This window comes from Pseudarthrobacter sp. MDT1-40-2 (assembly GCF_059383595.1).
On sequence record NZ_JBWZCL010000002.1, the window covers coordinates 770,489 to 781,631 of the forward strand.

15 protein-coding genes are annotated in these 11,143 nt (G+C 63.2%); 6 read left to right on the forward strand and 9 right to left on the reverse strand.

From position 1 onward, the window contains the following. Positions 1 to 99: 99 nt before the first annotated feature. The gene (locus AC50X5_RS09795) at positions 100 to 468 is read left to right on the forward strand and encodes a hypothetical protein (protein WP_494975879.1); all 369 of its coding nucleotides are present in this window, start codon (positions 100 to 102) and stop codon (positions 466 to 468) included. 47 nt (positions 469 to 515) lie between these two features. Here the strand turns inward: AC50X5_RS09795 and AC50X5_RS09800 are convergent, their stop codons facing one another. Beyond that, on the reverse strand, positions 516 to 1,058 hold the full coding sequence (locus AC50X5_RS09800; protein WP_494975880.1) for a CGNR zinc finger domain-containing protein: 543 nt from the start codon (positions 1,056 to 1,058) through the stop codon (positions 516 to 518). A gap of 70 nt (positions 1,059 to 1,128) precedes the next feature. Here AC50X5_RS09800 and AC50X5_RS09805 point away from each other — a divergent pair, with 70 nt between their 5' ends. Beyond that, on the forward strand, positions 1,129 to 2,133 hold the full coding sequence (locus tag AC50X5_RS09805; RefSeq protein WP_494975881.1) for an EamA family transporter: 1,005 nt from the start codon (positions 1,129 to 1,131) through the stop codon (positions 2,131 to 2,133). Between the two features lie 101 nt (positions 2,134 to 2,234). On the opposite strand, the gene AC50X5_RS09810 is transcribed toward AC50X5_RS09805, so the two are convergent. Continuing rightward, entirely contained in the window at positions 2,235 to 2,498 is a 264-nt protein-coding gene (locus tag AC50X5_RS09810) for a hypothetical protein (RefSeq protein ID WP_493983327.1), read from the reverse strand. 209 nt (positions 2,499 to 2,707) lie between these two features. Here AC50X5_RS09810 and AC50X5_RS09815 point away from each other — a divergent pair, with 209 nt between their 5' ends. Next, a complete protein-coding gene (locus tag AC50X5_RS09815) occupies positions 2,708 to 2,980 on the forward strand; it encodes a DUF2277 domain-containing protein (protein ID WP_494975882.1) in 273 nt (90 codons plus the stop codon). On the opposite strand, the gene AC50X5_RS09820 is transcribed toward AC50X5_RS09815, so the two are convergent. The 6 genes from AC50X5_RS09820 to AC50X5_RS09845 all read right to left on the reverse strand — a co-directional run bounded on the left by AC50X5_RS09820 (position 2,965) and on the right by AC50X5_RS09845 (position 8,683). Further along, a complete protein-coding gene (locus AC50X5_RS09820) occupies positions 2,965 to 5,349 on the reverse strand; it encodes a heavy metal translocating P-type ATPase (RefSeq protein WP_494975883.1) in 2,385 nt (794 codons plus the stop codon). The genes AC50X5_RS09815 and AC50X5_RS09820 overlap by 16 nt on opposite strands. Positions 5,350 to 5,381: 32 nt before the next feature. Further along, the gene (locus tag AC50X5_RS09825; protein WP_494975884.1) at positions 5,382 to 5,612 is read right to left on the reverse strand and encodes a heavy-metal-associated domain-containing protein; all 231 of its coding nucleotides are present in this window, start codon (positions 5,610 to 5,612) and stop codon (positions 5,382 to 5,384) included. Between the two features lie 49 nt (positions 5,613 to 5,661). Continuing rightward, entirely contained in the window at positions 5,662 to 6,009 is a 348-nt protein-coding gene (locus AC50X5_RS09830; RefSeq protein ID WP_494975885.1) for a metal-sensitive transcriptional regulator, read from the reverse strand. A 351-nt stretch (positions 6,010 to 6,360) separates the two neighbouring features. Then, a complete protein-coding gene (locus tag AC50X5_RS09835; RefSeq protein WP_494975886.1) occupies positions 6,361 to 6,843 on the reverse strand; it encodes a universal stress protein in 483 nt (160 codons plus the stop codon). Between the two features lie 43 nt (positions 6,844 to 6,886). Then, complete coding sequence (locus tag AC50X5_RS09840) at positions 6,887 to 7,615, reverse strand: class F sortase (protein ID WP_494975887.1); 729 nt, start codon at positions 7,613 to 7,615, stop codon at positions 6,887 to 6,889. Positions 7,616 to 7,747: 132 nt separating this feature from the next. Beyond that, positions 7,748 to 8,683 carry a hypothetical protein gene (locus AC50X5_RS09845; RefSeq protein WP_494975888.1) on the reverse strand — a complete coding sequence of 312 codons (936 nt, stop codon included), beginning with the start codon at positions 8,681 to 8,683 and terminating at the stop codon, positions 7,748 to 7,750. A gap of 311 nt (positions 8,684 to 8,994) precedes the next feature. On the opposite strand from AC50X5_RS09845, the gene AC50X5_RS09850 reads away from it, so the two are divergent. From AC50X5_RS09850 to AC50X5_RS09860, 3 genes are all read left to right on the forward strand, one after another. Beyond that, positions 8,995 to 9,195 (forward strand): hypothetical protein, encoded by a 201-nt coding sequence (locus AC50X5_RS09850; RefSeq protein ID WP_463935812.1) that lies wholly within the window; start codon positions 8,995 to 8,997, stop codon positions 9,193 to 9,195. 95 nt (positions 9,196 to 9,290) lie between these two features. Then, the gene (locus AC50X5_RS09855) at positions 9,291 to 10,424 is read left to right on the forward strand and encodes a WD40/YVTN/BNR-like repeat-containing protein (RefSeq protein ID WP_494975889.1); all 1,134 of its coding nucleotides are present in this window, start codon (positions 9,291 to 9,293) and stop codon (positions 10,422 to 10,424) included. Beyond that, positions 10,414 to 10,740, forward strand: a complete 327-nt coding sequence (locus tag AC50X5_RS09860) for a MoaD/ThiS family protein (protein ID WP_494975890.1) — start codon at positions 10,414 to 10,416, stop codon at positions 10,738 to 10,740. The genes AC50X5_RS09855 and AC50X5_RS09860 overlap by 11 nt, the downstream gene beginning before the upstream one ends. Before the next feature lie 72 nt (positions 10,741 to 10,812). Here the strand turns inward: AC50X5_RS09860 and AC50X5_RS09865 are convergent, their stop codons facing one another. After that, on the reverse strand, positions 10,813 to 11,049 hold the full coding sequence (locus AC50X5_RS09865) for a hypothetical protein (RefSeq protein ID WP_494975891.1): 237 nt from the start codon (positions 11,047 to 11,049) through the stop codon (positions 10,813 to 10,815). Between the last annotated feature and the right edge of the window lie 94 nt (positions 11,050 to 11,143).

The window sequence follows — 11,143 nt, forward strand, 5'->3', positions numbered from 1 at the left end:
TTCTACCTGATGTAGAAAATATCCCGGCGGAAGCCGCCGTGCACCCACACCACCAAGCATTGGCCGTGGCATGCGCCGCGCCCCAGGAAGGAACTTATCGTGGCAAACCAGGAGCCAGGCAAGCCGCGCGGCCTGCGGACCTCGGTGAAGGGGCCGCTGATGTTTTCCGCTGCGTTAGCCGTTGTGACCTTCGTTTCGGTGCTGATCTTCGCCTCGGGCGGCAGCGATAAAACCGCGCGGTTCGATCTCGCCTTCACCGCCGCCGGCATTGCCTTCATCGTGACACTGGTCATCGCCGCCATGCTGTCCATGAGCTACAAGGAAAACGCCCCGCACCTGGGCAAGGGATCCGGCGTCAACCTGAGTTCTGCAAAGCGTCCCGGCCACGGTGTGGGTGCTGGCCATGGAGATGCTCCCGCCGCTGCCCCGTCAGAGGATGACGATGCCGAAGGCTCCGGCCGCGCCTGACCCGCACCTGTCGTCCCGGTTTCCGGGGGCCGCCCGCCTGCTCCGGACTAGGCCTCGGCTGCCAGCCGGGCCCGGTACGCGGCAACGTGTGCCCGGTTTGCGCAGGCGGAGCCGCAGTAGATTTTTGACCTGTTCCGGCTAAGGTCCAGCAGTACGGCGTCGCAATCCGCCGCTGCACAAACCAGCATCCTGTCCATGGCCTTGCTGCGGATGATGTCTGCCAGGGCCATCGCTGCCTCTGTGCTCATCCGGTCGGCCAGCGGGGCGTCTGGAGTCGTCGCGTGGAAGTGCCAGTCCCAGGCATCGTGCTTGACTAGTTGCGGCAGGGCATTTGCCGCCCTGAGAAGCCTGTTAACGGTGCCCACCACCTGCTCTTCCGGAGCTTCCCAGAGCTGTTTCAGCTCGGTCCGGAGGAGGCGGACGCTGTCCACCTCCGACGCCGAGTGTTCCCGGGAGCCGCTGAAACCTTCCGCTGCCAGGAACTGGTCAAGATCCTTCACCGTCCGCAGCTTTTCCCCACCGTTTTGCGCCGTGTTGATGAGGTTGACGACACTCCGGAGGGCAACCTCCGTGTCAGGGGCAAAAATCACCTTGACTCCTTACATGGCCGGGCGTAGTGTCAGGGTCAATACCCCACTTTACTCCTGACATGAGGTGCCCATGCCTGCCATCGATAGACGTCCCGCGATTCCGCTGCGCGGGGCCGGCAGCGGAATCCTGGGCTCCGGCCTGGGCATCGCGCTGTTCTCCTCAGCGGTGTTCGGCACCTCCGGATCGTTCGCCAAGGCGCTGCTTGAAACCGGATGGACTCCCGGAGCTGCCGTAACCGCCAGACTCACAGGCGCCGCCGTCGTCCTGGCAATCCCGGCGGTACTGGCGCTCCGCGGACGCTGGCGGGAACTGGCCGGCAACTGGGTCACCGTGGTCCTCTTTGGCTTCATCGGAGTGGCCGCCTGCCAGCTTTTCTACTTCAACGCTGTTGCGCGGCTTTCGGTAGGTGTCGCGTTGCTGCTCGAATACCTGGCCCCGGTGCTGATTGTGTTGTGGCTGTGGGTGGCCAGTCGCCGCAGGCCCAGCGTGATGACCGTGGCCGGAACCCTGCTGTCCCTCGGCGGCCTGATCCTGGTCCTGGACCTCACAGGCGCGGTAAAGATCGACGTCATTGGCGTCTTTTGGGGGCTTGCTGCCGCTGTCTGCCTGGCCATCTACTTCTTCATCACGGCGAAGGAGAACCACTCCCTGCCGCCGCTGGTGTTGTCTGCCGGCGGCCTGCTTGTTGGTGCCGTGGTGATGTGGCTGTCCGCGGCTTTCGGGCTTGTTCCCATGGCATTCAGTACTGCCGATACAAAGCTTGGCCCGTGGCTGACCCCGTGGTGGGTCCCGCTGGCAGGACTGGTGATCCTGGCTACGGTGCTGGCCTACGTCTCGGGCGTGGCGGCTGCAAGGAGGCTTGGCTCGAAGGTGGCGTCCTTCATCTCGCTTACCGAGGTGCTGTTCGCCGTGCTCTGGGCCTGGCTGTTGTTGGGCGAACTGCCCGGTCCCATCCAGCTCCTGGGCGGCCTGCTGATTGTTGGCGGCGTGGTGCTGGTCCGCATGGATGACCTTCGCGGACTGCCCAAGGCCGTGGCCCTGGAACCGGGGCCGGAGTTGGCCCGGAAGCGCTGAGCCCTGAGTCAGCCGGGCACTTGCATAGCGGAGCCAGTAAATAGTGCAGGCCCGGAACGTGACGTTCCGGGCCTGCAGTATTTTGCTGTGAAGAATGGAAGCTAGCGGGAAGCCTGTTCCTGCTCGCTGGCGTTCCTGGTGGCCTTCTGGCCGGCCTCTTCGAGGGCCTGGGCAACCTTGGCGAGGGAGGCAACGTGCTGGCCATTCCACTCGCTGCGGAACTTATCAGCGTCCGGGCCCTTCCAGTCGGTACCCTCGAGGACCTTGGTCAGCGTGGACTTCTGCTTCTCGATCTCAGACGAACCAGCCTTGAGCTTGCTGCCCAGAGCCTTCAGCTGAGCAATATCTGCACCCCAAATAGCCATGACGTATCTCCTTTTCGTAGATCTAACAAGTGATCGGATCCGAACCAGTTCCGGCATCCCCAGCGGCCCCCCGGTTCATCCGGAAGATCCATTACGGCAAAACTATCCCGGCCAGGACTGCACTGTCGATGGACACAAGTACCCATACACAAGTCCCCACCATGGCACTATCAGCTGCGCCGGAGCGGCGCAGAGCCTAGCATGAGGTTATGTGCAGGAATATCCGTACCCTTCATAACTTTGAACCGTCCGCCACCACTGCCGAAGTTGAGGCGGCAGCACTGCAGTATGTTCGCAAGATCAGCGGCAGCACCAAGCCCTCCAAGGCCAACCAGGAGGCGTTTGACCAGGCTGTCCACGAGATCGCCCACATCACACAGCACCTGCTGGAATCACTGGTGACCCATGCTCCGCCGAAGAACCGGGACGAGGAAGCCGTCAAGGCCAAAGCGCGCGCGGCCGTGCGCTACGGCGCGGCCTGACCGGCCCTGCCTGCCGGAGCCTGATTCCCCGCAGCGGGCTTTCCAAAGCGGCGCAACCTGAGTGAATTGGCCACCACCAGCACCGAACTGGCTGCCATCGCTGCGCCGGCGATCATCGGGTTGAGCAGGCCAAGCGCTGCCACCGGGATGCCCACGACGTTATAGAAAAACGCCCAGAACAGGTTCGTCTTGATGATGGCCAGCGTCCTTCGCGAGAGTCCTATCGCCTGGGCCACCTGCCCCAGATCGTTGCCCATCACGGTCAGATCCGCGGCCTCGATGGCCACATCTGTACCGGATCCCATCGCGATGCCAAGGTCTGCCTGAGCCAGGGCTGCGGCGTCGTTCACGCCGTCGCCTGCCATGGCTACAGTCGCTCCAGCTGCCTGCAGCCGACGCACGGCGTCCACTTTGCCCTCCGGCAGCACGCCGGCGAACACATCCTCAGGGTTAATTCCGACGGCGGCCGCCACCTGGGCGGTCACCTGGGCGTTATCCCCCGTTAGCAGGAGCGGGCGGAGACCCAGCTCGCGGAGCCGTGAAACAGCCTCCGCAGAACCAGGCTTTATGGTGTCGCGGAGCGCGATGATGCCGGCAGGTGTTCCGTCCACCGCCACCCAGATGGCCGTGGAACCCGCAGCTTCTGCCTCCTGGAGGACCTCTTCTTCAGTGTCGCCCGGATGGATCCCGTTTTCTTGGAGCCAGGAACCGCGTCCCGCCACTACAGTGTGCCCCTCAATCTCACCGCTCACTCCGCCGCCCGCGGCGGAACGGAAGCGTTCCACGTCCGGCAACCTGCCGCCGTCGTTCCTGTCACCGCCGGCATCCGCGGCCGCGGCTTCAGCTGCAGCAGCGGCAATTGCACGGGCGATCGGGTGCTCCGAAGCGGCTTCAACGGCACCGCCCAGCCGCAGCACCTCAGCCTCGGAAAGCGTGCCAAAGCTGAAGACAGAGTGCACGGTGAGCTGGCCGCTGGTCACGGTACCGGTCTTGTCCAGCACGATCGTGTCGATGGTGCGCGTGTCCTCAAGCACCTGGGGCCCCTTGATCAGGATGCCCAACTGGGCGCCGCGGCCGGTCCCGGTGAGCAGGCCAACCGGAGTAGCGAGGCCAAGGGCGCAGGGGCAGACTATGACCAGAACCGCGACTGCGGCGGTGAATGCCTGTTGCAGCTCTGTGGCAGTGACGTCCGGACCGGCCACCAGAAGCCAGAGGCCGAAGGTCAGCACCGCGATGACAAGCACCACAGGGACAAACACTGAACTGATACGGTCCGCCAGCCGGGCAATCGGCGCCTTGCCCGACTGTGCCTGGGACACGAGCCGGCCCATCTGCGCCAGGGTAGTTTCCGAACCCACCCGGGTGGCGCGAACCAACAGCCTGCCGGAAGTGTTGATGGTTGCACCGGTAACGTTGCTGCCCGGAACCACCTCCACAGGGACGGACTCACCGGTCACCAGGGAAGCGTCGACGGCGGAACTTCCGTCGATCACCACGCCGTCAGCGGCGATCTTCTCGCCGGGCCGGACCACAATGACGTCGTCCACCTGGAGCTGCCCGGCGGGAACCCGGTGTTCTGATCCGCCCTGCAGGATGGTTGCGTCCTTGGCGCCTAGGTCAAGGAGCGCGCGCAGGGCAATGCCGGCGCTGCGCTTGGCACTCGCCTCCAGGAACCTGCCCAACAGGAGGAACGTGGTAACCACCGCGGCGACCTCGAAGTACAGGCCGGCCTCCGCCATTCCGCCCATTGCTTCGGTGCCCGCGTGTGCTGTCAGTAGCGGATCCGCGAACAGTTGCCACGCGGAGAACGCGTAGGCCGCAATAACGCCGATGGACACCAAAGTATCCATGGTGGAGGCTAGATGCCTGGCGTTAACGGCAGCCGCCCTATGGAACGGCCACGCTGCCCAGGTCACCACCGGGAGGGTTAGGGCTCCCGCCACCCAGCCCCAGTGGGGGAACTGGAAGGCCGGCACCATGGAGATCAGGAACACTGGCACCGTCAGGACCGCGGCCAACAGCAGCCGCGGCTTGAGCGTCGCGGCTGCTGGACTTCCGGGCTCCCCGGGGTCCCCAGGAAGATGCTCTTCAGACGTGTTCGGTTCGGGGGAGGGGCCGGGAGCGGCGGCTTCCCGAAGCTTTGCCTTGTAGCCGGTGGCACGGACTGTATCTACGATTTGCTGGTCCGTGACGCCGTCGGGCACTGTTACCCGGGCGGATTCCAGGGGCAAGTTGACGGAGGCCTGCACGCCGTCGAGCTTGCCGAGCTTGCGCTCCACGCGGTTCACGCAGGAAGCACAGGTCATGCCCTCGATATCGAGTTCGATGACCCTGCTTCCTGCTTGGTGCAGGAGTTCGTCGTTTCGCACAGCTTGCTCGATTCCGTTGGGATTAGAAGTCGTCAGGCGTGGTTGTCTACGACCATGTAGCCGGCCTCGGCTACGGCCTCGCCGATCTCATCGTGCGCAATTTCCCTGGTGGACGTGACGGTTACGGCGGACAGACCGCGGGGGTTGAGGTCTACATCGACCTTTTCGACGCCGTCAAGCGCCTCGATCTCCTCGCTCACTGAAGAGACGCAGTGATCGCAGGTCATACCGGAAACGCTGACTGTGGTGGAAGTGGTGCTCATGATGACTCCTTGGGGGATCGGTTGGTAGGGCGCCGCGAGGTAGGTGCGCCTAGCGCAGCAGGCGGCCGATAGCGCTGCTTGCTTCCTTGACTTTGGCATCGAGGTTTTCGGCGCGGAGCGCGGGGTCCGGTTCGGAGGCGGCACCCACTACGCAGTGGCCGATGTGTTCCTCCACAAGGCCAAGGCTGACGGCGTGCAATGCCTTCGTGACGGCAGCAACCTGGGTGAGGATGTCGATGCAGTATTTGTCATCGTCCACCATCTTGGCGATGCCGCGGACCTGACCCTCAATGCGTTTGAGCCTGCGGAGGTAGGCGTCCTTGTTGGACGCGTAGCCGTGTCCTTCGAATGCCGGAGCCTCAGCAGGTGCGGTGACGACTTCTTCGGGTGTTTTCATACTCCGACAGTATACCCCCAGGGGGTATTCGTCAAGTGTCCACCAGGGGTTCGTGGGCGAAGGTTTCTTGCGGTTGGCGGGGAGCTTCGGAGAGTGGGGCCGGGCCGAGGAATTCGTGGGCCCTCCGTTGGAGACGAGTATCTAGGGCATTAAAAAGCTCCGGAGTGCGTTATTGGGGGATACGCACTCCGGAGCAGATTTTGGGCTGAAGATCCGGTGCCGTTCCGGCGCTTTCTCTCCTGCAGTAATTAGCTTACTTCCCAGTAGCCGACTGCGCTACCTCGGCGAATAAGTACTTTCGCTTTACTTTCTAGGTGCCCTAAAACCCTCTGGAATCAAGGCAGTTTCCGGTTAGGAAGGAGCTGGAACAACCAGTACCGGGCGCGCCTGATGGTGGCTGAGCCAGGCTGCGATAGAACCGTTGAGCATCTCGCTGAACCGGTGGCCCAAGCCGTGTTCGGGGGTGCCTACAATGATCATCGCGGCATCACAGTCCGACGCCAGCCGCCCCAACGCACGTGCCGGATCACCGGCCAGCGTACGCAACGACCACTCGATGCCGTGGCCTTGCAGAGCCTGACCCAGGGCAGACTGCAGTTGCTCCGTCAGCGTGCGGACATCGTCGTCTTCCTTCTCCGGATGGAGTGACAACCGGTGTGTGGCGCGGTGCGGATCCCACTCGACCAGGTAGCTGGCTTCGTCCACATACGCGCAGACCAGCTCCACATCAAGCTTGCGCGCCAGGGATGCGGCAGTGTGGATGACTTCGCCTTGCTGGTTGGGCCGGACGCCCACCACCAGCGGACCGGACATGTCATTGTGTTCAGCAGCCATACTTCATTCTGTTCTGCGGCGGCTGGCTTGAACAGAGCAATCCTTACTGCAGTACGGGAGTGGCAGTGACTGTGACGTTGGTTCCCCAAAAATCCTGGGTGTAGCAGCTGATGAGGACCAGCTTGCCCGGTACTGCCTCCCAGATGGGGCTGTCCTTGAGCGTGTCCTTGTCGTAGGTGTCGATCCGGTCCACGCGGTATTGAATAGTACCGGTCTGGGTGAGCACATCGAACACTTCGCCCACGCTGGCCTGGGTGCTCAGGTGGTTGAATGGCGCGTCCCTGTCAGTCCAGCTGTGGCCGATCACGTACGTGGTGTCGCTGGAGTCTGCCCCGGGCACACCGTACGGCGTAAGCCAATAGCCATCCAGTGTGGCCGGCGGATTGAGTTGCCGGGTAGCTGACGCCTGGGCGTCGGGAGCCAGAGCATGAACCACGACGTCGAAACCTGCGTCGGGATAACTGATCCGCACCGGGGCTGCCGCTGGGGGTAGAACCGCCGGCGCGGCTTCCTGCGCAGGTGGGGGTTCTGCGGGAGGTGCCGCAGCTGCGGCACTGGGCGATTCGGACGCCGCGGTTGGTGTTGCGGATGACGGTGCAGTGGTCTGCGGCGCAGTGGTTTGGGAAATGGACGGAGCGGCAGGAGGAGAACCCTGGGCGTAGCAGGAGACGAGCGACGGCAAGGTCAGCAACAGCACGCCCATGAGCGTGCACAGCAGGATGGCAACGTCCAGCGGTCGCCTGTTCGCACGCTTGCCTAAGAAATTCGGCATCGAGTAATCCTAAAATTGCCTTACATTGACATTATCCGGTGAAAGCCGCAGGCCCTGCCTCATTGCTGAGACAGGGCCTCCGACTCCACTGTTGCCTTGTTAGCCGGTAGCGGCAGCTACCGGCGCCACTGCTTAGTGTGAGCGACTGGTCTGGCGGCGGTAGAACGCGAGTCCGGCGGCGCCGGCCAAGAGTGCAATGCCGGCTGCGAGAGTCGTATTGCCCATTACCTCGGATTCACCGGCGGCCGTCTGGGAGTTGAAGCCACGTCCAGCCGCAGGAGGAGCGGTCTTGACGACTACACCACCCGGGACCTTTTGAACGACGGTGGGGCCGGGAACCTTTACGACGGGTCCGGGCACCTTTTCGGTGACTACGGGTCCGGGAACTGTTGTGGTGACGGTGGGTACGGGAACAACCACGACGCAGTTGTTGTTAAAGATCGCCTGGCCTTCCGCAGTCCAGTTCTTGCCCTCGTAGACTACGTCGCCGAAGGTGAACGGCGGGATGATGTCTCCGACGGGCCCGTTGCCCACGAGGTTATGGCCATCGTGCCCGTTCGGGCCGGCAATGGCGTGGTAGTCCACCGTGATGAACTCGTAGGGATGACCCGCAGCGCCGGTCCGGTGGCAGAGGCTGACCTTGTGCTCCTTTGGAGTCTCGGTGGGCGTGGGAGTGATTGTGGGCGTGGGCGTGATTGTGGGTGTCACCGTCTCGGTAGGCGTTATTGTGGGCGTCACGACCACACATCCGGCATCAATGATCGCCTGGCCGGTGGCGTCATAGTTGAGGCCACCGAAAGTGCCCCCACTGTGCTCGAACGGCGGGATAATGTCACCTGCGGGTCCGTTGCCAACAGCCTCATCGTGGCCGTCATGCCCCAACCGGATAATGGAGTCGGCATCCGTTGTGATGACTTCGTAAGGGTTGGTCGCCGACCCGGTCGCGTGGCAGAAAGTGATCATCTGCGCGCCGGGCTCGTGACCCTCTTCGTGGATGGCGTAGGACGGCGCCGCAAAGCCCATCAGGGCAATGGCACCAATTCCTGCTAGGGCTAGGATCTTTTTCAAGGCGGTCTCCATTTTTCGGTGTGCGGGCTCCAGCCACACCGTGAGTTGCCAGGCAACGACCTTGCCCCCGGTTGGCCAGAATGAAATCAATTTCAGGCTAGGGCTGTCGTCCACAGGTGTCCCGAGTAGTGACTACTTGTTTTTTATGTTTTGACTACTTGGTGGACTAAACGAGTACTCAGGTATGCGGGGCAGACGAAAGCGCTGGTCACAGGCGTCTTGGTGGCGAGCAAAGGCTGGACACCGCTTGAACAGCCCAGCGGCCGGGCCTAACGTGGGGTAAGAACAACAACGACGGAAGGATGATCCTCATGGAAATCTTCATGTGGTGGATAGACCTCAGCATGGACGCCAAGGAATGGCTTCGGGAAAACCTCCGGGCCGAGACGTTGCCGCTGGAAGTAACCCAGGCCATCGCGGAGGCCGGCGGACCGCATCCGGACGATCCGTCCAAGGTTCTGACGGAGAAGGACTGGGATTTCATTGAGACCCAGTCCGAATTCGTTGACTGAGCTGTCCAGTCGCTAGGCGGGCAGCTGTGGCCTGAAGGCAGGCGCAACAGGTTCGCGTCGCATTATCATTGCGGGCGTGGCGGGCTGGTGGTTCCATGGAGGTCATGGCTGGCGATGAGAAGTACCTTCTGGCAATCGGCACTAAAAAGGGACTATGGCTGGCAACCAGCCCTGACCGGAAAGAGTGGTCCTTCACGGGCCCGCATTTCCTGATGAGTGAGATCCCCAGCATCGGGATCGACACCAGGGATGGGCGGACCAGGATCATGGTAGGCGTGCGGTCCGAACATTGGGGGCCCACCGTTGCGCACTCGGACGATCTGGGACAAAGCTGGACCGAACCGGACAACGGCGCCATCACTTTCCCCGAGGACACCGGAGCGGCCTTGGAGCGGGTCTGGCAGATCTACCCGGACAAGGAGTCCAGGCCCGGCGTCGTGTGGGCCGGGGCAGAACCTATTTCAGTGTGGAAATCCACCGACGGCGGCGAACACTTCGAGCTGAACCGCGGGTTGTGGGACCACCCCCACCGCACCGAGTGGGGAGCTGGATTTGGTGGTGCGGCTGCGCACTCGATCGTCGTGAATCCCGGCGGAGAACAGGTACACGTCGCCATGAGCACCGGCGGCGTCTACCGCTCGCTCGACGGCGGTACCTCCTGGGAGGCCCGCAACAAAGGGATTTCGGCGTATTTCATGCCCGATCCCAACCCGGAATTCGGCCAATGCGTACACAAGATCGCCGCGGATGCCGGCGGTGACGGCCGTTTGTACGCGCAGAACCACCACGGTGTGTACCGGACGAACGATAACGGCGACACTTGGGAATCGATCGCCGAGGGACTGCCGGCGGACTTTGGTTTCGTGATGCTGACGCATCCGAGGCGTGAAGGAACGGCCTGGGTGGTTCCGCTCAAGGCCGACGGCGAGAGGATCCCGCCGGACGGCAAGCTCGCCGTCCACCGGACTAATGATGCCGGCAGCACCTGGACCCGCCTTGATGCCGGCCTGCCGGACCACGAATACAACAGCATCCTCCGCGACGCCGCGTCAGTAGATACTGCCGAACCGGCTGGCGTGTACTTCGGCACCCGCGGCGGAACGGTGTATGCGAGCGATGACGAAGGCGCCAACTTCAGGGAAGTCGCCGCACACCTGCCCGATGTCCTGTGCGTCCGGGCAGCGGTGATCGGCAGTGCACCCGGCGCCGGTGGCCTGAATGACCGCTGAGCCCATGGCTGCCGGGCGCGCGGCGGGCAACCAGTCCATCGGGATCCTGCTCCCCAGCGTCCTGCAGCCGCTCGCAGGCGGACAACCCGCCTTGACTGCCGCCGTCGAGGGTCCTGAAACTGTGGGGACAGTGCTGGATTCGCTGTCCGCCGACTACCCCGTCCTGGCGCGCCGGCTGCGTGATGAGACCGGCGCGCTCCGCCGTTTCGTCAATATCTACGTTGACGGCAATGAGGTGCGGCGGCTCGACGGGCTGGAAACACCCGTGCAGGCGGGGCAGGAACTCCTGATCATCCAGTCGGTGGCAGGCGGTTAACTGGCAGGTTGTACGGGCAGCCCTTACTGACTACACCCGCAACCAACCGTCATGGAACCTCCATGCATTCCTTCAGGCAACCCTCCAGACGCTGCATTCGTCTGTGTTGATGGCCTTGCGCATTCCGGTGAGGTGGTCGTTGATCCAGACGACGCCGATGCCAGGCGCGGTTTCCTGGACGCTGCCGCGACGGATCACGACGTCGTCGTAACCGGGACCTACCGACATCCGGGCTTCGATCTGGTCCCCGCGATGGAGCTGGTCCAAGGCGCGGACCCGGGTTACATGTGCACGTGGATCCTTCAACATGGCAGTGCCTCCTGAACTGGAGCCGGAGCCGGCTCCTGCCGGCAGTTCCAGTGTGAACCGTGAATATTGCCGCCGCGTTTCCCGCCGGTAAGGG

Bases quoted from the DNA above. Each gene is read 5' to 3' on its own strand.
- AC50X5_RS09805 (WP_494975881.1), top strand. From the start codon at position 1,129: ATGCCTGCCATCGATAGACGTCCCGCGATTCCGCTGCGCGGGGCCGGC.
- AC50X5_RS09810 (WP_493983327.1), bottom strand. From the start codon at position 2,498: ATGGCTATTTGGGGTGCAGATATTGCTCAGCTGAAGGCTCTGGGCAGC.
- AC50X5_RS09815 (WP_494975882.1), top strand. From the start codon at position 2,708: ATGTGCAGGAATATCCGTACCCTTCATAACTTTGAACCGTCCGCCACC.
- AC50X5_RS09825 (WP_494975884.1), bottom strand. From the start codon at position 5,612: ATGAGCACCACTTCCACCACAGTCAGCGTTTCCGGTATGACCTGCGAT.
- AC50X5_RS09830 (WP_494975885.1), bottom strand. From the start codon at position 6,009: ATGAAAACACCCGAAGAAGTCGTCACCGCACCTGCTGAGGCTCCGGCA.
- AC50X5_RS09835 (WP_494975886.1), bottom strand. From the start codon at position 6,843: ATGGCTGCTGAACACAATGACATGTCCGGTCCGCTGGTGGTGGGCGTC.
- AC50X5_RS09840 (WP_494975887.1), bottom strand. From the start codon at position 7,615: ATGCCGAATTTCTTAGGCAAGCGTGCGAACAGGCGACCGCTGGACGTT.
- AC50X5_RS09850 (WP_463935812.1), top strand. From the start codon at position 8,995: ATGGAAATCTTCATGTGGTGGATAGACCTCAGCATGGACGCCAAGGAA.
- AC50X5_RS09855 (WP_494975889.1), top strand. From the start codon at position 9,291: ATGGAGGTCATGGCTGGCGATGAGAAGTACCTTCTGGCAATCGGCACT.
- AC50X5_RS09860 (WP_494975890.1), top strand. From the start codon at position 10,414: ATGACCGCTGAGCCCATGGCTGCCGGGCGCGCGGCGGGCAACCAGTCC.
- AC50X5_RS09865 (WP_494975891.1), bottom strand. From the start codon at position 11,049: ATGTTGAAGGATCCACGTGCACATGTAACCCGGGTCCGCGCCTTGGAC.